Here is a 19056-nt window from a genome sequence, read left to right as displayed (position 1 = left end):
AAGAGAGGGAAGCGGCGCGGGACCGCGACGCATCGCCGCGGTCCCGCCTTCCCCCCGGTGTGGTCCTTGGGTCAGGTCATGTTGGGGCGGAACGCCCAGTGCCAGGACTCCCGGCGGACGTTCTCGACGAAGCCGTAACGGCCGCCGTTCTTGCGCATCCAGGACAGGGCCTCGGGGTTGAGGTCCAGGTCGGTGGCCATGCCCCAGCCGTGTTCGCTGGTGCCGGGCTTGGCCGCCAGGCCGCCCTGGGAGTACAGGCCCTTGCGGCGGGCCAGGTCGACCTGCTCGGTGTAGGGGCGGTAGGAGTCGGTGATGCCGATGGTGACGCCGTCGGCCTTGGCGTCGGCGATCAGCTGGGTGAGTTTCTCGGCGGCCGGGGCCCAGAGTTTGTGCCGGGTGCCGCCGACCTGTTCGAGGGCCTCCGCCGGGATGCGGCCGTTTCCGTACGCGGCGAGATCCTCCGGAATACCCTTGCCGTTGAGTTTGTACGTCCGGTCCGCCGCGGAGGTGCCCTGCGCCGCGATGGCGCCCTGCAGGTGGCTGGCGAACGTGCTGCTGGTGGCGCTAGCGGACCCCGCGGTCCGGGTCGCGGTCGACGTGGTCGCCTGCTGAGTCTGCAACGCCAGGATCCGGCTCTGGATGTCCGCGATGCGCGAGTTCACTCCCTCGATTCCCACGCTCTTCTGGTTCGGCGTGGCCACGGAAATCTGAGTTGCTCCGGGAAATTGACTCAACTCCCGGGCCTTCCAGCCGCACGGTCAGGTCGAGATCGACCTCGGACGTGCTGTCCTTCCGGTTCGGCAGCCCGTTGGTGATCAGGATGAGCAGGCAGCCGACGATCGCGTAGGCGGCGAGCACCCACATGTGCTGCGCGATCGGCGCCTGCGGGAAGTAGAGGTCCTGGCGGACGGCCTGCACGCCGGCGCCGGTGGGCAGGTTCTCGCCGAGCCGGCGCCCGAACGCGGGCAGGAACTCGGGGAGGATGCTGGCGCCGGAGATGACCGTGCCGATCATGAAGTAGAACGCGCCGACCGCGGCGCCGGCCGGTCCGATCAGCGCCACCGCGCCGGCCGTCGACCCGGTGACGGCGAGCGAGATCAGCGAGAAGATGCCGAGCATCTCCCCGTGGTTCGCCCCGCTGCCGATGCCGAACCAGCTCATCGACCAGAGCACCGCGGCGCCCGAGCCGACCGCGTAGAGGATCAGCGTGGACAGGTGCGCGACGCCGCGCCGCCAGCTCCGGCGGGTTCGCGGGATCAGCCGGCCCAGCCCCATCGAGGCGACCGTGCCGCCGAGCGACAGGGCCTGGGTGAGGAAGCCGAGCGACACCCCGTTCACGTCGTCGGGCGGCAGCGGCACCACGTCGGTGACCTGCGGCGGAGTGGTCAGCGACCGGACCACGACGATGCCCACCTGGTCACCGGCCTCGGCCAGCTGCGCCACCTGCGCGGCGGTCCGTTGCTGGAGGACCGCGGTGTAGGTGCTCCGGAGCAGGCTGGCGGCGGCCGGGCCGGCGGCACTCGCCACGTAAAGATGCGGGGCGTCGCCGGTGAGGTCGGCTCCGCCGTACACCTCGCGGCGCTTGATCGCGGTGGTCAGCGCCGCGGCGCCGGGATAGTCGGTCACCCGGAAGCGGCCGCCGTCCTCGAGCATGCCGACCACCTCGGCGCGCTGCTCAGCGCCGGCCACCAGGCCCACCGGCAGGTGGTGCGGGGCGGCCTTGTGTCCCATGCCCAGGTAGTACGCGGTGAGGCCGAGCTGGATGACCACGCCGATCGCACAGACGGCGAGGGCGAAGCGGCGGAACTGGCGTCCCGACTGGATCTCGTTCTCCTCGGCCACCCCCGAGCGTCCCATTATTTCCGGATAAGTCAGCCCAAATCGGCGGGGTTGGTGTTGGCACCGCAGAGCAGGGTGATGACCCGCTCACCGGGAGCGGGACGGTAGGCGCCCGACGTCAGGGCGGCATAGGCCGCAGCCGTGCCGTGCTCGACGACGATGCGGTAGTCGTCCCAGAGACGCTTCCGGGCGTCGACGATCGCGTCGTCCTCGACCACGAGCGACTCGATCTTGGCGTCGGTGGCGAGGGCGAAGGCGATGTCGCCGACGCGGCGGGCGCCGAGGGAGTCGGCGGCCACACCTGACACCGGGACGTCGACCGGCGCTCCGTTCTTCAGCGCGGCATGCAGGGCTTGGGAGGTGACCGGCTCGACGGCGACGATCTTGGCCGTGTCGCGCAGGGCGGCGATGACGCCGGCGATCAGGCCACCGCCGCCGACGGCCACGAGCACGGTGTCCGATCTTCCGGCGATCTCCAGACCCAGCGTGCCGTTCCCGGCGACCATCGCCGGATCGTCGTAGGCGTGGCAGAACAGCGCGTCGGTCCGCTCCCGCGCGGCGGCGTAGGCCTCGGCGTACTCGTTGCCGACCTGGACGACCCGGGCCCCCAGCTTCCCGAGTTTCGCGACCTTCACCGCCGGCGCGGTCACCGGCACGAACACCTCGGCGGGCACGTTCAGCCGGCGCGCCGCGTAGGCGGCCGCCAGCCCGGCATTGCCACCGGACGCCGCGACGATGCCGGCCGGCGGAACCTCGCTGCCGAGGATCTTGTTCATCATGCCGCGGGTCTTGAACGTGCCGGTGTGCTGCAAGTACTCCAGCTTGAACCATCGGTCCGGCCCCGCCTCGACCAACGGCGTCCGCCGGATCCGTCCGTCGATCCGCCGGTCGGCGGCTTCCACATCCGCAAGGTTGATCACCTGACCAACCTACGGCTGTCCTAGACGACGCTCCAGCTGACCTGGGTGGACGGGACGGGTAAGCGTTCCCCGATCAGCCGGGCCAGGTCCAGTAATCGGTTCGAGAAGCCCCACTCGTTGTCGAACCAGCCGCGCACCTTGACTCCGCCGTCCGCGGTCGCCTGGGTGCCGGACGGGTCGAACAGGCAGGAGGCCGAGTTGTTCTTCACGTCGATCGACACGGTGGGGTCCGGGTCGTACGCCAGAATCCCCCGCAGCGGCCCGGCGGCCGCCTCGGCCATCGCCCGGTTGACCTCCTCGACCGTCACCGGGCGCCCGGTCTGCCCGGAGAGCTCGGCCAGCGAGCCGACCGGGGTGGGCACGCAGTAGTAGCTGTACCGCATCTCGCCGATCTCCGGCAGCGCCACCCGGACCAGGTCGCCGACCACGTGGTTGTGCGGGATGATGCTCTCCCCGGTGGCCCGGCCCAGCCGCGGATCGTCCCGCGAGGTGCCGATCAGCGAGTCCTGCACCCGCTGCCAGCCCTGGGCGGCCAGCATCACCGAGGTGTTCACCGAGTGCAGGCCGAACCGGTCGAGCAGCACCTTGGCCATCACGGTGAGCGCGTTCACCCCGCAGGAGGCCGGGGAGACCACGTCGTGCACGGCCGGGTTGTAGCTGAGGTGATTGGCCCCGAGGACCAGGAAGGCGTCCGGGTCGTCGGCCGAGGCGCTGATCACCACCTTGCGGGCGCCGCCGTGGGTGATGTGGGTACGCGCCGTGGTGCCGGCCCGGAACCGGCCGGTCGCCTCGATCACCACGTCCACCCCCTGGTCCGCCCACGGGATGCGTTCCGGGCGCTCGTGGCGATAGGCCCGGATGGCGTGATCGTTCACCACCAGGTAGTCACCGCGCGCCGTCACGGTTCCGGGGAACGCTCCCCGGATACTGTCCCGGCGCAGGCCGTACGCCAGCTTCTCGGTGGGCGCGATGTCGTTCACCGCGGCAATCGAGATACCCGGATTCGGGGCGGCAGCCACGATTCGGGTCAAGCTGCGACCGATCCGCCCGAGGCCGTTGATCCCGATCGCGACAGTCATCGAGCGCTCCTCGACTCCGCTGCTGTTATGCGTTCCCCGTCCGCACAGGACACCCTTGTTTTGCACAAGAGTCCACCCGGCGTCACGGCTCCGACACTATGAGTTGTGCAAGTTGCACGTCAACGGATGACAATGTCACACCCCGGAAATGATGACCATCGACGCCTTGGGACCAATGTGGAACGCGTTACGGCATGCTGGAGACGTGCCCATACTCCTCTCCTATGCCCCGTCGGACACGATCTGGGCACAGTGGATCGACCGGTCCTTGCAGGCCGCGGGCCATGTGGTGGAAAAGCTCCCGGCCGGGGTCGACTTCGCCGATCGGATAGCAGCCGCGCTTTCCGGAGCGGATCAAGTGATCATTCTGGTCTCCCGGGAGCACCGAGCGTCCGCATCGGACTGGACCGGTGTGCCCCGCGCGCCCGGATTGGTGGTGCTTCTGCTCGATTCCGGATCGCCGCCCGCGGCGCTCCGCGCCACGAACTGGAAAAGCCTCTGTGACCTGGACGAAGAGGACGCATTGGAGGCCTTGATGGTCGCGGTCGGCGGCCCGCAAAACCCCTTTTCGCGTACGCCGTGATTGCGGGCGGGTTTGCCGTTCGGCGTGTCGGGGTATCAAGATCAACTAGGTGGAGCGCGACCACTTTCGGACCCGGTTCCAGTGTCCGCCCGGTGACGCGAATCGGCCCTCGTCCGTTCTGCGGATACATCTGCCAACCGCCACGTCTCGGCCGTCAGGCGAACGCCCGGTACGACAGGAGCAGCCCGATCGTCGTCCCGAACGTCACGATGACCCACTTGAGCACCCGCGCCGGCATCCGCCGGGCGACCCGCGCCCCCACGTAACCCCCGGCGATCGTGGCCGGCGCCAGCACCGCCACCGCGTCCCAGTGCACGTCCGCGAAGAACGCGAACACCAGCAGGGTCACCAGCCCCACGGTCGCCGACAGCACGTTCTTCAGCGCGTTGATCCGCTTCAGCTGCTCGTCCAGGACCAGGGCGAGGGCCGCGACGTACATCACCCCGAGGGCCGCACCGAAGTACCCGCCGTACACCGCCCCGACGAAGACCACGGCCTGCACCGTGATCCCGGCCCGCCGCGGCGACATCGCCCGCGGATGCCCGACCAGCCCGCGCAGCCGCTCCTGGAACGCCAGCGTCGCCGCGGCCCCCAGCACCAGGAACGGCACGATCACCTCGAACACCCGGCCGGGTGTGGAGAGCAGCAGCGCGCACCCGGCCACCGAGCCGAGCACCGCGGCGGGCAGCACCGCCCGCACCCGCCGCCCCTGCCCGGCGAGGTCCGCCCGGCTCCCCACGACACTGGAGACGTACCCGGGGAACACCGACACCGAGTTGGTGACGTTCGCCTCCACCGACGGCAGCCCGGTCGCGATCAGGCTCGGAAACGTGATCAGCGAGCCGCCCCCGGCGATCGCGTTCACCCCACCGGCCGCGACCCCGGCGACGACCAGCAACACGACATGCGACAGATCCATGATGCGAGCGAATCTACGTGCTCACCGGCCTCCGGTCCCGCTCTTCCCACGGAGATCACAACCGGTGCCGGCCCGGGTGCACCGGCCGCCACCGGCCAGGACGTAGTATTGCGGCGCGACGGACGAGTCGGCTGGGCGGCCGCGTCGGTGCCCCCGGGCACCGCCGAGGAACGTCCGGACTCCGCAGAGCAGGGTGGTTGTTAACGGCAACCCGGGGCGACCCGCGGGAAAGTGCCACAGAGAACAGACCGCCGGCGCGAGCCGGTAAGGGTGAAACGGTGAGGTAAGAGCTCACCAGCACCCCGGGTGACCGGGGTGGCTCGGTAAACCCCACCCGGAGCAAGGCCAAGCAAGGCCGCGACCGCAAGGTCACGGCCGGCGCAGGGTTCGAGGGCTGCTCGCCTGATCCTGCGGGTAGGCCGCATGAGCCTGCCGGCAACGGCAGGCCGAGATGGATGGCCGCCACCGCGGACTTCGGTCCCGGTACAGAATCCGGCGTACAGGCCGACTCGTCCGCCGCCCTCAGGTCCGCCGAGGGGCGCCGGCCCGGGGCGTCCGGCGGAGCGCGCTCGACCGGCTGTGGATCACGAGCGCACCCGGACCTGCTGCGTCACCTCGGGAAATCCGGGCTCATAGCCCTGCTGATACGGCTGCTTCGCCGCGAAGAAGCCGTCCAGCTCCGCCTGCTCCAGAACGTCCTTCGCCGCGCGTACGCGAGCCCTTTCGGCGGCCTTGACCCCCCGCGACCGGGCGGCGTCCTCAGCGGCCTTGGCCGCCTGGTTGGCACGGCGGGTGACCGCCGCCTTCGCCGCCCGCTGCCGGGCCACCTCCGGGTCGAGGCGCCGCGACGGACGCACGTCCGCGGTCGCCTCCACCTCGCGGGCCTCGATCGCCGCGAAGTCCGGCCGGATCTTGGCGGCCACCCATTCGACGCCCGCGACCAGGCCGACCACCAGCGCGAAGATGACGCGCAGACCGAGCGGCCCGGGCGCCGCGAAGTTCACCGCGGCCGAGATGCTGACCACCAGCACGAGGACCTTGAGGGCGGCCTTGCGCGCGTCCTGGGCCATCCCGGCGGTCTGGCTGATCGTCAGCATGGAAAGCATGGCCAGATCAAAAACGGCCGGCACGATCCAGGAGAACAGTCCGGCGCCGAGGCTCACCAGGTAGTGCCCCTGGTGCAGGTAGCTGGCGGCGAGCGCACCGGCCAGGATCCCGTTGTTGGCGCGTTTGATGGTCCGGATCGCTTTCAGCATGCCCGGCACCGCACCCTTGGCGTATTCGGTGGCGAACTGCTGCGTCAGCGTCATCTGCGCCGGCAACGCACGACCCCCTCGACGCGAAGAACCTTCGGATGACAGGCCAGACGCTACCGGAGAGTCGGGCGAAGCGGGGCAAGGTTCGCAACGGACCGCAAGGTCCGCAATAAATCAAAAACCCGATTCGGGTACGCCCGGAGCACGCGCGCCGCCCCCCGTAGCCGGAACGCGGCGCGCGTGATCAGAAACGGACCAGATCAGGTGGAGGAGACCGTGTCGACCGTGCCCGCCCGCTCCTTCTCGATCCGCGGGTCCCCCTCGTCCGCGAAGTAGTCGTCCGGCGACGTGCCGTCCACGCCGGGCGCCACCTTCATCACCCGCAGCCACCAGGTGACCAGCACCGCGACCGCCAGGTTCGCCAGCACCGCCACGAACCCCACATAGATCGTCTTGCTGGAGTCGAGGCCGAACTCGGAGAGCGGGAACGCCGACCCGCCGAAGTGTGCGCGTTTGGTGGCCGCGTTCGGGATCTGCCAGAGCATCCAGAACGCCAGGACCATGCCGGCCGCCCAGCCGGCGATCAGCGCGCCGCGGTGCAGCCACCGCTTGTACAGCCCGAGGATCACCGACGGCGCGGTCTGCAGGATGATCACGCCGCCGATCAGCTGGAGGTCGATGGAGAACTGCGGGTCCAGGAAGACGATGAACGCCACCGCCCCGATCTTCACCACCAGCGAGGTGACCTTGGCGACGCTCGCCTCCTGGGCCGGGGTGGCGTCCCGCTTCAGGTACTCCTTGTAGATGTTGCGGGTGAACAGGTTGGCCGCGGCGATCGACATGATCGCGGCGGGCACCAGGGCGCCGATCCCGATCGCGGCGAACGCGATGCCGGCGAACCAGGCCGGGAACTTCATGTCGAACAGCAGCGGCACCACCGTGTTGCTGTCCACGCTGCCGGGCTTGGCGCCGGGCAGCGGCTTCACCCCGGCCGCGATCGCCATGAAGCCGAGCAGCGCGATCAGGCCGAGCAGGAAGCTGTACGCCGGCAGCGCCGACATGTTCCGCTTGATCACGTCCCGGTTCCGGCTGGCCAGCACGCCGGTGATGCTGTGCGGGTAGAGGAACAGCGCGAGCGCCGAGCCGAGCGCCAGGGTGAAGTACTGCACCTGGTTGTTGGCGTTCAGGATGATCCCGTCGCCGGGCGCCGGCGACGCGGTGAACTTGGCGTCCGCCGCGTCGAAGATCGCACCCCAGCCGCCGAGCTTGTACGGCAGGTAGATGACCGCCACCGCGATCACCACGTAGATCAGGGTGTCCTTGACGAACGCGATCAGCGCCGGCGCCCGCAGCCCGGACTGGTAGGTGTACGCCGCCAGGATGGCGAACGCGATGATGATCGGCGCGTGCCGGGCGAGCGGGCTGTCCCCGGTCACGCCCATCGTCTTGAGCACCGCCTCGATGCCGACCAGCTGCAACGCGATGTACGGCATGGTCGCCACGATCCCGGTGACGGCGATCAGCAGGGCGAGGGTGGGCGAGTCGTACCGGGTGCGGACGAAGTCGGCCGGGGTGACGAAACCGTGCCGGTGCGACACCGACCAGAGCCGGATCAGCACCAGGAAGAACAGCGGGTAGATCACCACCGTGTAGGGCACGGCGAAGAACCCGGCGGCGCCGGCCCCGAACATCAGCGCCGGGACGGCGACGAACGTGTACGCGGTGTACAGGTCCCCGCCGACCAGGAACCAGGTGATCCAGCCGCCGAAGCTCCGGCCGCCCAGGCCCCACTCGTCGAGGTGAGCCATGTCCTGCGGAGCACGCCACCGGGCCGCGACGAAGCCCATTCCGCTGACCAGCAGGAACAGGGTCGTGAAGATGATGATCTCGGTAAGGTGCTCGCTCACGGCCGGTCACCCCGCTTCCGCCTGGTCATCTGGTAGACCAGCGTGGTGGTGCCGACGCCGAGCAGGATGAAGGCGAGTTGCAGCCAGTAGAAGAGCGGGAATCCGCCGAGCCGCGGCTCGACGTGGTTGTACAACGGGGTCAGCAGCGGCACCACGATCGGCACCAGCAGCAACCAGTTCCAGGGACTGCTATCGGTACGTGGTGGTGGGGATTTCGGCTCCGCCATGATCCGCCTCCCTCAACAGCGAGACAGTGCGTGTGGTCTCCGTCACGCTAACGAGACAGGCGGAGCATTGGCGATCAAAGTGCGCCGAACGGGCGAGGCGGTGCGCCGAACGGCACACCGCCTCACCCCAGGTCAGAACAGACCCACCGCCACGGTCTTGGTGAGCGTCGCGTTCTCGTCGTCACCGTCGAGCGACCACATCATCGCGCCACCGAGGCCACGGGTGCGGATGTAGAGAGTCTTCTGGAGCAGCACCGCCGGGTCGTCGTACGTCCAGAAGGTGGTGCCGTCGAAGAGCCAGGCGTGACCGGCCCGCAGATCCCGGTGCACGGTGTATCCCTGTGCCGGCAGTTTCTTGAGGGTCTTGTAGTCCTCGGTGCCGGCGGCGAAGACGCCGGGCGCCGGGCCGGTGGCCGGCTGGAACAGGCCGTTGCCGCCGCCGGTCACCCCGGTCCAGCCCTGGCCGTAATACGGCAGGCCGAGCACCAGCTTGCGCTTCGGCGCGCCGCCGGCCAGCCAGGCGTTGACCGCGTTGTCCGCCGAGAAGTCCGGGTTGTCCGGCGCGCCGGCCGGCACGCGGAGCGCCGACTGCTGGTTGGTCCTGGCCTCCCAGGTGCCGTGGAAGTCGTAACCCTGGAGGGTGCCGAAGTCCAGGTACTTGAAGATCTTGGAGGCCTCGAAGCCCGCGTCGATCTTGGCCGGGGCGGCCGGCAGGAACGCGGTCAGGTCGTAGTGCTTGCGGGTGGACTTGCCGAGCTTGTCCAGCTGGGTCCGGAACTCCGCGGCGAGCAGGGTGAAGTTCTGCTTGTCCTCGGGCCGGATCACGTTGCCGGCGTTGCCGGCCGACCCGGGCCACTCCCAGTCCAGGTCGACGCCGTCGAAGATGCCGCCCGCCACGCCCTCGGCCAGGCCGGGCAGATTGCCCTTGATCCAGAGGTCGACACAGGACGACACCAGCTTCTTGCGGGAGGCGTCGGTCAGGGCCGCGTCCGAGAAGTACGCCGAGCCGCTCCAGCCACCCAGCGAGATGAGCACCCGCAGCTTCGGGTTCTTCTTCTTGAGCTCGGCGAGCTGGTTCAGGTTGCCGGCCATCGGCTGGCCGGCCACGTCACCGACACCGTCCACACTGTTCGCGTCGGAGAACGGGGTCTGCCAGTCGGCCCACGGGTCGGCGGAGGCGCAGACGCCGTCCGCGGTCACCGGGCCGAACGCGTAGTTGAGGTGGGTGAGCTGGGCAGCGGCGCCCGAGTTCTGCACCTTGGCCAGCTGGAAGTCGCGGCCGTAGATGCCCCACTGAGTGAAATATCCAACTTTGACGTATTTATTGGATGCAGAGGCGGGTGCGGGCGCTCCCGCCACGACGGCGGTGACGGCCGCGGTGATCGCGACGAGACCGCGGGTGAAACCCTTCATGAGCCCCCCAGGAGCGAAACGGTTAAGAACGTTTCCTGATCGAGGAAACTAAACGTTTCGCCCTGGGAGGGTCAATGCTTTCTATCGAAGATGGGCGGTCTCGTTCACCGACCGGACCGCGATGTTGCCATCAGGCCAGACGTCCATGGTGGAAACGCCCGCTGCGTCCAGAAACAGCCGGTGCAGGAACGCGTCACCGGCCGCGAGCGCGTCCCGGAGGATCAGTTTGATCGGCGAGACGTGCGAGACCACCACCACGGTCTGCCCCGGGTACGCCTGCATGATCGTCGCCAGGGCGCCGCGCACCCGCTTGGCCACCGCCTTGAACGACTCCCCCTGCGGCGGCGCCACACTGGTCGACTCCAGCCACGCGGTCATCTCCCGCGGCCAGCCCTCCTGCACCTCGGCGAAGGTCTTGCCCTCCCACAGCCCGAAGTCGCACTCGATCAGGTCGTCCAGCACGGTCACCGGCACCCCGCCCACCTCGGCGGCGATCAGCTCGGCGGTCCGCACGCAGCGGGCCAGCGGCGAGGTCAGCACCGCGCCGACGTCCCGGGACAGCCCGGCGACCCGGCCGGCCGCGGCCATCGCCTGCGCCTCGCCCTCGTCGGTGAGCGGCACGTCGCCGCGCCCGGAGTACCGGCCCTGCGCGGTCATCGCGGTCGCGCCGTGCCGGACCAGGATCAGCCGGGTGGCGTTCTCCAGCTCGGGCGGCGCCCAGGACTTCGGCGCCGGCGCCTCCCGTGGCTCGCGCGCGGACTCGGTCTCGCCGTCCATCGCCCGGTTGGCCAGGGCGTCCGCGTCCCTGTTCCGCTCCCGCGGGATCCAGCTCCAGGTGACCTCCCGGAACTTGGCGACCAGGCCGGCCGCCTCGGCGGCCAGCGGCCGGAGCCCCGGGTGTTTGATCTGCCAGCGGCCGGCCATCTGCTCGATCACCAGCTTGGAGTCCATCCGGACGTCCACCCGGGTGGCGTTCAGCTCGAGCGCGGCGCGCAGGCCGGCGATCAGCCCCGAGTACTCCGCGACGTTGTTCGTGGTCGTACCCAGCGCGGCGAAGCGTTCCAGCAGGACCTCGCCGTCGGTGTCCTTGACCACCGCGCCGTACCCGGCCGGGCCGGGGTTGCCCCGCGACCCGCCGTCCGCCTCGACGACAACCCGCAGGTCACCGCTCACAGGCCCGACTCCGAGGTGCGCACCATGATCCGGCGGCACTCCTCGCAGCGCACCACCTCGTCGGCCGGCGCCGACTTCACCCGGTTCAGGTCGGCGCCGTACAGCTCGATCCGGCAGGCGCCGCAGCGACCGGCGTAGACCAGCGCCGCGCCCATCCCGGTCTCGGTGCGGATCTTGTCGTACAGGGTGACCAGGTCGGCGGGCAGGTCGTTGGCCAGCGGGCCGCGGGCGGCCGCCTTGAACTCCTGCTCCTTGACGATCTCGGCGGACGTCTCGTCGCGGCGCCGCTCGGCGTCGGCACGCCGGTGCACCGCCGCGGTGATCCGGTCCTGCACCTCGGTCAGCGCGGCGGCCGCGGCCTCGCGCTGCTCCATCAGCTCCAGCTCGGCGTCCTCCAGCTCGGACTGCCGCCGGTTCAGCGTGGCCAGCTCGTGCTGCAAGCCCTCGACCTGCTTCAGCGAGCCGCCCGCGTCCAGCTGCTTCTGGTCCTTCGCCTTGCGCTGCCGGACCTGGTCGATGTCCTTCTCGAACCGGGAGATGTCCCGGTCCAGGTCGTCGACCGCGACCTGGGCGCGCACCCGCTCGTCCTCCAGCGCGGAGATCTCCCGGGCCACCGCCTCGATCTCGGCGATTTCCGGCAGGCTCTTGCGGCGGTGGGCCAGCTGGGCCAGGGCGGTGTCGACGGCCTGCAGGTCGAGCAAGCGGCGCTGGGCTTCCGGGGCGGCCTTCACGGGTGGGTCTCCTTCGACACAGAAGCGACATGAACGGTCCAGGGGTCCGTGTCCAGGTCGGACACCACCACTTCGACGGGGAACTGAGTACGCAGCCAGGACGCCACCTCGTCGAGCCAGGGCCGCTCGGTGGCCCAGTGGGCCGCGTCGAGCAACGCCGGTCCGTCGTTCGCGAGGTGCTCGCTCACCGGATGGTGCCGCAGGTCCGCGCAAAGATACGCGTCCACCCCGGCGCGGGCCGCGTCGGCCAGGAAAGAGTCACCGGCGCCACCGCAGACCGCGACCGTGCGGATCACCCGGCGCGGGTCGCCGGCGGCACGCACCCCGGCGGCGGTGGCCGGCAGGCGGTCGGCGGCCAGCGCGGTGAGATCGGCCAGGGCGAGCGGCTCGGGGAGGTCGCCGATCCGGCCCACGCCGCGGCCCTCACCGGCGGCGGCGCCCTCGGCCGGCGCCAGCGGGCGCAGCCCGGTCAGGCCGAGCCGGGCGGCGAGCGCGTCGGAGACGCCGGGGCTGGCCACGTCCGCGTTGGTGTGCGCGGTGTACAGCGCCACCTCGGCACGGATCAGCCGGTGCACGATCCGCCCCTTGAACGTGTCCGGGGCGAACGAGGACACCGGCTTCAGCAGCAGGGGGTGGTGGGCGACGATCAGGTCGGCACCGGCCGCGAGAGCCTGGTCGACGGTCTCCGGCACGCAGTCCACCACGCAGAGGACGCGGGAGACGGCGTGCTCGAACTCGCCGAGCACCAGGCCGACCCGGTCCCAGGACTCCGCCCAGGCCCGGGGATAACGCCCGTCCAGGGCGTCCACCACCTGACGAACGGTCGGCACGCCGACCGGGCCGGTCACCGCGTCACCTCGCCGGTCAGGCTGTCCGGCGCGCTGCGGCGCCTCGGGGTGCAGTCGGTCACGCCCGCAAACTCTACTTGGCTAGGAAACCGCCCCAGGCTCGACTCGGCTCGCCGCCGTGATCGGATTGCTGACCGCCTGCAGAGCCCGGCGCCAGGGGAACTGGCCGCGGAACCGGTCGGTCTGCCCCGGGCCGCCGAGCCGGCACACGTCCTCGCCGTAGAGCACGTGCACGCCCCAGTCCCGGAGCTTGGCGAGACTCTCGTGCAGCGCCGGGTGCAGGGCCATGACCTTGTTGGTGTACGGCACCACGGCCGTCGGCACGCCGTACCCGTAGCCCTCCACGAGGAGGCCGAGCACCAGCGTGTCGGTGATCCCGGCGGCCCACTTGTTCACCGTGTTGACCGTGGCCGGCGCGACGATCATCGCGTCCGCCGGCGGCAACACGTCCGGGTCGCCGGGACTCTTGTAGAAGGTGCGTACCGGATGTCCGGTCTGGGTCTGCAAGGCCGGTACGTCGACGAACTTGCGACCGTCCGGGGTCGTGATCACACAGACCTCCCAGCCGTCCCGCTGGGCCATGCCGACCAGAATTCCGACGTCCCGGGCCATCGGTGAGCCGCACACGAGGACGTACAGCACACCGGGTGAGGGGTTACCCGTCATCACGCGCGGACCCACCTCATACGCCGACTCCCATCTGTTCGGCCAACTCCGCGATCGGAGCCGGCGGCGTGCCCCGCGTCCGGCGCAGCACGTCGGAAAGGACTTCGTGGGCGAGCGGCCGGCAGCGGATCTCCGAGGGGGCGAGCCGGTCGCCCTCCAGCAGCATCTCGCCGGCTTTCTCCACGTCGCCGATCTGTGTGTAACCACGAGCGATGTCCAGGTAGTGATGCGCCCGCCGCTCCGGCAGCATGGCGTGGAACCCGGCTTTCTCCATCCGCTCGTGCGTCTCCACCGCGGTACGCCCGTCGCCGAGCTCCACCGCCGTGGCGCAACGGTGCAGCTGCACGTTGGTCGGGCCGAAGGACGTCCAGTAGTGGTTGAAGTCGCCGCCCAGCTCCAGCGCGGCCTGCTCGGCACCGCTGAGCAGGTCCCGGACGGTCGCGCTGTCGCCGATCCGGGAGGCCGACATCGCCCCGTTGAGCAGCAGCATCCCGTACACCGAGAGCTGCTCCGCCTCGGGCCGGGACGGTCCGGGGGCGAGCCGGTTCGCGATGTTCACGTTGACCTCGAGGGACGGGCGCACCCGGCCCAGGGCCAGCAGCGCGCTGCCCACGCGGTAACTGGCGAGCCCGGCCAGCAGCTGGTCGCCGGCCCGCTGGGAGACCGCGATCGATCGGTCCGCGGCCAGCCAGGAGAGCTCGTGCTCACCGACTTTCCGCAGCGCCGAGGAGGCGATCTGGTAGACCTGCCCGAGCAGGTGCGCCGCCTTCGGGGCCTGCTCACTGTTGGCGTGCGCGCTGTCCGCCGCCTGGGCGTCGCGCAGCAGCTTGGGCAGCGCGCGGGCCAGGACGCCGTACTTCGCGTGCTGGTAGGTCAGCCACGCGTGACTGACCGCTTTGTGCATCTCCGCCAGCGGTGGTGATTGCGGCACCGCCTGGAAGAACGCGCTCATCTGGTCATATCGCTCCAGAGCTGCTCGAATCTCCTCGACCTCAACCTGGTCGATACAGTTCTGCGTCTCTGGTTTGCGCTCCACCTCCTTGCCCAGCAGCAGCTGGACGTCGACCTGGAGCACGTCCGCGATGTCGTAAACCACTGAGAACTTGTCGAGCCGGCGGACCCCCCGCTCCACCTTGTCGACCCAGCTCTTGCTCTTGCCCAGCCGGTCTGCGAAGACCTGCTGGGACATCTTGCGCCTGCCCCGCCAGTAGGCGACGCGGCGGCCGATCGGCAGCTCGTCCACGGTGCCTCCCCCACTCACCCGGCGGCCCATCCGCCGGTGAGCCATCCGGTGGCTTGCAGTCTGAACCGCTCACGTTCGCACAGATCGCACAACGTGTGTGATCGCCTGCTCACCGATGCTCGTAGTTTTTGTGCAAGTTGCAAAGGGTGGATCTGACCGGCCCAACGACGTTCATCGCGCTGGGATACGGCTCCGAAACCCGATTTGACGGCAGCAGAACCGGATCCTGGGGGAATCAGGCCATGCAGTGGACCAACCGTCAGCCGTTCGTCCGTCAGCCATTCGTCCCACCGTCGCTTCTCGACCGCCTCGACCGGGTGCGCCTGCGCCGGGCCGCACAGGCATTCGCCGGACACGGCTGGGCGGTCGCGCCCGGCGCCGTCCTGACCGGTCCGCGTTTCGACTGCGGGCGCCCCGGCTGCCCGATCACCGGATGCCATCCGGCCGTCGACTCCCTCGCCGAGTCGGCCACCACCGATCCCGGCCGGGTGGCCGGGTGGTGGCGGCACCGGCCGCACAACGTGCTGCTCACCACCGGCGACGCCTTCGACGTGCTGGAGGTGCCGGCCGCGCTGGGCCGGCCGGTCGCCGACCGGCCGGACGACACGGCCGGACCGGTCGCGGTCACCGCGGCCGGTCGCTGGATGTTCCTGGTCCGGCCCGGCTGCCCGCTGCGGGCCGAACTCGACCTGCGCCAGGACGTGATCCGCCATGGGCAGGGCTCGTGGATCCCGGCACCACCGAGCCGGCTGGTGGAGGGCCCGGTGCGCTGGGTGATCGCACCCGGGCAGGTGGGCTGGGCGCTGCCGGACCCGGAGCGGGTGCAGGAGATGCTGGCCGCGACCGTGAGCCGGGCCACCGGCAAGCCTCTGGTGCCCCGTCAGCTCTCCACGCTGCGCCGGGCCGCCTGACCCGGACGCGTGGTCCCGGCCGGCCACCTCGGTGGTGCTGGCGACCGGTTTCCGGGCGTGGGCACGGGAACACATGTCATCCGACAAGCTATCCCGGACCCTGGCATGGGGCGAGTCCCCCGAACGTATGAAGCCGATGAATGAAAATTCAGGCGGCCAGATCGCGGTAGGCCGCGATCACGGCAGCGGTGCGGTCGGCGAGCTCCGGCCCGCTCTCCGCGGCCGGCGCGCCGCCGACCCGGGCCAGCGCGCGCTCGGCGTGCCGGGCGGTGGCGGCCACCTGCTGCTCGCGGATGAAGCTCTCACCGGCCCGGGCCGCGGCGTCGATCGCCCGCAGGATGCCCTCGGCCGCCGCGCCGGTCTCCCGCCACAGCTCGTCGGCCCGCTCCCGCTGGAGGTCCGCGGCGATCCGGGCCGGGCTGTCCACCGGGATGTCGGCGTCCCGGGTCGCCTCCAGACCCGCCCGCACCCGGCGCAGCTCCTGGCGCCGGGCCAGCAGGGTGGCCAGCTCGTCCAGGGCCCGGGTGAGCGAGCGGTCGCCGAGCTCCGGGTCGATCATGTCGGTCAGCGCCGGCCAGGTCCGGCGCACCCGGTGCGAGGCGGCCAGGGCACGCGCGAACGCCCGCCGCTCCGGCTCGGTCCACAGCACCCGTGACTCCGGGTCGCGGGGCACCGCGAACGCGGCGAACTGGGCGGCCCGGGCCTGCCCGCGACAGAACCAGACGATCAGGGCGGCGCTCGCGGTCGCCGGCAGCCACCAGGTCAGCCCGACGGCCGAGAGCACGGCGGTGGCGAAGATCAGGCCCAGGGCCAGGCGCGCGGTGCGCGCCAGGCGAACCTCGCGGGTGCGCGCGGCGGGCGGTCGCGGCACGGCCTGCACCAGAGTTCCGGTACGCCGGGTGCGGGCGCGCCCGGTCCGGGTCCGCACCGGCCGGGGCGAGATGACGACCTTCTCGTCGTCGGCGCCGATGTAAAGGTCCATGCTCACCGCGCCTGTTCGCCGTAGCCGTCCGGGCGGGCCCGAACCGCCGAGGGGAAACCGGCCGGACCCGCCCATCTGCGGTGTTCCCCGCAGGTACCAGTAGGGATCGGAGGCCCGCCGGTCGAGTTGAGCCGCGACCGGTTGCGCTGTCGTTGCGACCCTGGTCCCGGATCGGGCGGCGGCCGGACGCGCCGGGGACGGCCCGGGGCGGCCCGCCCGTGACCCCGGTCTCGCCGACCGGCACCGCGCGGCACACCCCCGGAAAACTGTCAGAGGGTAACCCTACGGTCACCCCATGACCGACACAGCACTCCGGAACTCCCCGATCACCCTCGACCGCCGCCTCCTGCTCGGCGAGACGGACTATCAGGTCACCGTCTTCCCCACCGAGGACCAGCGGCTCGACCTCTGCATCGTGAGCAGCGACGGCGACGGCCAGGTGGTGAGCGAGATCAGCGGCAGCCTCGCGCCCGCCGACCTGCCCGGCCTCACCGAGGTCCTGGCCTCCACACTGGCCGGCCTGATCGCTATGACCGGCCCGCCCGGCGGCGGCCAGGCGCCCCTCCCGGCCCCGCGCCGCCACCCGCCCAACCAGGGGGCCCGCTGGACACCGGCCGACGACGAGCGGCTCCGCACCCGCTATCGCGAGGGCGCCGGGCAGGTCGAGCTCGCCACCGAGTTCGGCCGCACCACCGGCGGCGTCCGGGCCCGGCTGGAACACCTCGGCGAGATCCCGCCCGGTGGCCGGTGGCGCCCGCCCCGGGCCGACCCACCGGGGCCGGGAGCGGCCTGACCACGGCGGTGGTGGTGGGCCGGTCCGGCATCGGCCCGCCACCGCCGCGGCGCTGCGGGTGTGCCGGCGCGTTCCTCGACGCTCCAGCCAGGACACGCCGGGCGACGCGGGGAGATCCTCGGCTCACGGCGCGCCCGCTCCGGGTCGGGCAGACCGGAGACCCGGTGGCCGGCCGCTCCTCGTCCTCCGCGGGCCGGACGGCCGGAGCGCAAAGCGCGACAAGCGGACGACCGATGCCGGAAACCGCGACCCACAGCCCGGCCGCGACCGACCGGGACGTGGGGTTTCCGGGGCTCGGCCCCGGAGCGGACATGACGAACGTCCCAGCTCCACGCTCTTCGCGGACCGGGGACGCCGACGGTGGTGGGCGCGGTAGGTTTCGAACCTACGACCCCTCGCTTGTAAGGCGAGTGCTCTCCCACTGAGCTACGCGCCCGGGGTGATACCGGAGTGGTCATCCTACCCTGCCGCCGATCGTGACCCGCCAGTCAGGCGTCGAGGCGGCCGAGGGCGACGCGCCAGGCGGACTGGTCGCGAGACTCGCCCGGGCCGGTCATCTCGGCGAAGCGGACCGTGCCGGCGGGGTCGATCAGGAACGTGCCGCGGTTGGCGAAGCCGGTGTCCTCGTTGAAGACTCCGTAGGCGCGGGCCACCTCGCCGTGCGGCCAGAAATCGGACAGCAGCGGGAAGCCGAAGCCCTCCTGCTCCGCCCAGACCTTGTGGCTGTAGACCGAGTCGACGCTGAGCGTGAGCACCTGCACCCGCTCGTTGACGTAATCGGCGAGGTGTTCCTGGATCTCGGTCAGCTCGCCCTGGCAGCGCCGGGTGAACGCGAGCGGGTAGAAGACCAGCAGGACCGCCCTGCGGCCGCGGAACGCGGACAGGCGGACCTCTTGGTTGTTCTGGTCCTTGAGCAGGAAATCCGGCGCGGGCACGCCCACCTCGATCGGCACCGGACCAGCCTAGCGATGCCGATGGGCCGGCGCCCGGAGGGACGCCGACCTGGGCGGTGAGGTCAGTGAGCTATTTCTTCTTGGCGGCGCCTCGCGGGGAGACCAGCCGTGCCCCGGTCCAGTCCTTGCCGGCGTTCACCGTCGAGGTCTGCTGCAGGCCGGCGGTCGGCGCCGACTCGCTGATCTCGCTGGGCTCGACGTGTCCGTCGCGCCCCGCCTTCGGGGTCAGCAGCCACACCACGCCGTTGTCGGCGAGAGGGCCAAGAGCATCGGTGAGCAGCTCGAACAGATCACCGTCGCCATCGCGGTACCACAACAGCACCGCGTCGACGACCTCGTCGGTGTCCTCGTCCACCAAATCACCGACGCGTTCGGTCAGGGCGTCACGGAGATCCTCGTCGACGTCGTCGTCGTATCCCATCTCCATGACCACCATGTTCGGCTCGAAGCCGAACCGGTCCGCCAGGCTGCGTACGCCGTCGGCCTGACCCGCGGTCGCGCTCACTGTCCAAATCCTCCTAGCCGTGAAATGCCGCGAAAATGTACCGGAACCTGGGGGTAGTCCACACACTCCGGGCCCCGGGCGCAAGTGGCGCACCGAGTGTGTGGCAAT

20 protein-coding genes, 1 tRNA gene and 1 other RNA gene are annotated in these 19056 nt (G+C 70.8%); 4 read left to right on the top strand and 18 right to left on the bottom strand.

The window, feature by feature from the left end:
- Positions 1-71 precede the first annotated feature (71 nt).
- The 4 genes from Aiant_RS28760 to Aiant_RS28745 are packed head-to-tail and all read right to left on the bottom strand — an operon-like array spanning position 72 to position 3838.
- Positions 72-662 carry a M15 family metallopeptidase gene (locus Aiant_RS28760; RefSeq protein WP_229831047.1) on the bottom strand — a complete coding sequence of 197 codons (591 nt, stop codon included), beginning with the start codon at positions 660-662 and terminating at the stop codon, positions 72-74.
- Positions 565-1857 carry an ABC transporter permease gene (locus tag Aiant_RS28755; protein WP_212846544.1) on the bottom strand — a complete coding sequence of 431 codons (1293 nt, stop codon included), beginning with the start codon at positions 1855-1857 and terminating at the stop codon, positions 565-567. Before Aiant_RS28755 ends, Aiant_RS28760 begins: the two co-directional genes overlap by 98 nt.
- Before the next feature lie 14 nt (positions 1858-1871).
- Positions 1872-2759, bottom strand: a complete 888-nt coding sequence (locus Aiant_RS28750; protein ID WP_189334745.1) for a threonine/serine dehydratase — start codon at positions 2757-2759, stop codon at positions 1872-1874.
- A gap of 20 nt (positions 2760-2779) precedes the next feature.
- Positions 2780-3838, bottom strand: coding sequence for a type I glyceraldehyde-3-phosphate dehydrogenase (locus tag Aiant_RS28745; RefSeq protein ID WP_189334744.1), 1059 nt, complete (start codon positions 3836-3838; stop codon positions 2780-2782).
- Between the two features lie 205 nt (positions 3839-4043).
- Between Aiant_RS28745 and Aiant_RS28740 the strand changes: the two genes are divergently transcribed.
- On the top strand, positions 4044-4421 hold the full coding sequence (locus Aiant_RS28740) for a toll/interleukin-1 receptor domain-containing protein (protein WP_189334743.1): 378 nt from the start codon (positions 4044-4046) through the stop codon (positions 4419-4421).
- Positions 4422-4575: 154 nt separating this feature from the next.
- On the opposite strand, the gene Aiant_RS28735 is transcribed toward Aiant_RS28740, so the two are convergent.
- On the bottom strand, positions 4576-5340 hold the full coding sequence (locus Aiant_RS28735) for a sulfite exporter TauE/SafE family protein (protein ID WP_189334742.1): 765 nt from the start codon (positions 5338-5340) through the stop codon (positions 4576-4578).
- Positions 5341-5463: 123 nt separating this feature from the next.
- Here Aiant_RS28735 and rnpB point away from each other — a divergent pair.
- Positions 5464-5856, top strand: an RNA gene (gene rnpB / locus Aiant_RS28730) — RNase P RNA component class A.
- Positions 5857-5924: 68 nt separating this feature from the next.
- On the opposite strand, the gene Aiant_RS28725 is transcribed toward rnpB, so the two are convergent.
- The 9 genes from Aiant_RS28725 to Aiant_RS28685 form a co-directional block, all read right to left on the bottom strand.
- Positions 5925-6662 carry a hypothetical protein gene (locus tag Aiant_RS28725; RefSeq protein WP_229831045.1) on the bottom strand — a complete coding sequence of 246 codons (738 nt, stop codon included), beginning with the start codon at positions 6660-6662 and terminating at the stop codon, positions 5925-5927.
- A 194-nt stretch (positions 6663-6856) separates the two neighbouring features.
- Positions 6857-8443: a monocarboxylate uptake permease MctP gene (mctP, locus tag Aiant_RS28720; protein ID WP_229831074.1), complete on the bottom strand. Its 1587-nt coding sequence runs from the start codon at positions 8441-8443 to the stop codon at positions 6857-6859.
- A 56-nt stretch (positions 8444-8499) separates the two neighbouring features.
- Complete coding sequence (locus tag Aiant_RS28715; RefSeq protein ID WP_189334739.1) at positions 8500-8730, bottom strand: DUF3311 domain-containing protein; 231 nt, start codon at positions 8728-8730, stop codon at positions 8500-8502.
- A gap of 132 nt (positions 8731-8862) precedes the next feature.
- Positions 8863-10143 (bottom strand): glycoside hydrolase family 18 protein, encoded by a 1281-nt coding sequence (locus Aiant_RS28710; RefSeq protein ID WP_189334738.1) that lies wholly within the window; start codon positions 10141-10143, stop codon positions 8863-8865.
- Between the two features lie 81 nt (positions 10144-10224).
- Positions 10225-11316: a bifunctional RNase H/acid phosphatase gene (locus tag Aiant_RS28705; protein ID WP_212846542.1), complete on the bottom strand. Its 1092-nt coding sequence runs from the start codon at positions 11314-11316 to the stop codon at positions 10225-10227.
- On the bottom strand, positions 11313-12047 hold the full coding sequence (locus Aiant_RS28700) for a zinc ribbon domain-containing protein (RefSeq protein ID WP_189334737.1): 735 nt from the start codon (positions 12045-12047) through the stop codon (positions 11313-11315). The genes Aiant_RS28705 and Aiant_RS28700 overlap by 4 nt, the downstream gene beginning before the upstream one ends.
- Positions 12044-12895 carry a Nif3-like dinuclear metal center hexameric protein gene (locus Aiant_RS28695; protein ID WP_229831042.1) on the bottom strand — a complete coding sequence of 284 codons (852 nt, stop codon included), beginning with the start codon at positions 12893-12895 and terminating at the stop codon, positions 12044-12046. Before Aiant_RS28695 ends, Aiant_RS28700 begins: the two co-directional genes overlap by 4 nt.
- 81 nt (positions 12896-12976) lie before the next feature.
- On the bottom strand, positions 12977-13561 hold the full coding sequence (locus tag Aiant_RS28690) for a flavoprotein (RefSeq protein WP_189334844.1): 585 nt from the start codon (positions 13559-13561) through the stop codon (positions 12977-12979).
- Positions 13562-13577: 16 nt separating this feature from the next.
- The gene (locus Aiant_RS28685) at positions 13578-14804 is read right to left on the bottom strand and encodes a helix-turn-helix domain-containing protein (RefSeq protein ID WP_189334736.1); all 1227 of its coding nucleotides are present in this window, start codon (positions 14802-14804) and stop codon (positions 13578-13580) included.
- 242 nt (positions 14805-15046) lie between these two features.
- Here Aiant_RS28685 and Aiant_RS28680 point away from each other — a divergent pair, with 242 nt between their 5' ends.
- Positions 15047-15715, top strand: coding sequence for a bifunctional DNA primase/polymerase (locus tag Aiant_RS28680; RefSeq protein WP_189334735.1), 669 nt, complete (start codon positions 15047-15049; stop codon positions 15713-15715).
- Between the two features lie 148 nt (positions 15716-15863).
- On the opposite strand, the gene Aiant_RS28675 is transcribed toward Aiant_RS28680, so the two are convergent.
- Positions 15864-16697, bottom strand: a complete 834-nt coding sequence (locus Aiant_RS28675) for a hypothetical protein (RefSeq protein WP_229831073.1) — start codon at positions 16695-16697, stop codon at positions 15864-15866.
- A 295-nt stretch (positions 16698-16992) separates the two neighbouring features.
- Between Aiant_RS28675 and Aiant_RS28670 the strand changes: the two genes are divergently transcribed.
- A complete protein-coding gene (locus Aiant_RS28670; RefSeq protein ID WP_189334733.1) occupies positions 16993-17490 on the top strand; it encodes a hypothetical protein in 498 nt (165 codons plus the stop codon).
- Between the two features lie 361 nt (positions 17491-17851).
- Here Aiant_RS28670 and Aiant_RS28665 read toward each other — a convergent pair.
- From Aiant_RS28665 to Aiant_RS28655, 3 genes are all read right to left on the bottom strand, one after another.
- Positions 17852-17926 (bottom strand) — tRNA-Val (locus tag Aiant_RS28665).
- A gap of 52 nt (positions 17927-17978) precedes the next feature.
- A complete protein-coding gene (locus tag Aiant_RS28660) occupies positions 17979-18443 on the bottom strand; it encodes a peroxiredoxin (RefSeq protein ID WP_189334732.1) in 465 nt (154 codons plus the stop codon).
- A 70-nt stretch (positions 18444-18513) separates the two neighbouring features.
- Positions 18514-18948, bottom strand: a complete 435-nt coding sequence (locus tag Aiant_RS28655; RefSeq protein WP_185040114.1) for a DUF3052 domain-containing protein — start codon at positions 18946-18948, stop codon at positions 18514-18516.
- Between the last annotated feature and the right edge of the window lie 108 nt (positions 18949-19056).

Origin of the sequence: Actinoplanes ianthinogenes, assembly GCF_018324205.1 — a bacterium.
In the GTDB taxonomy this organism is placed as follows: domain Bacteria; phylum Actinomycetota; class Actinomycetes; order Mycobacteriales; family Micromonosporaceae; genus Actinoplanes; species Actinoplanes ianthinogenes.
This window is presented reverse-complemented; position numbering and strand designations above follow the sequence as displayed.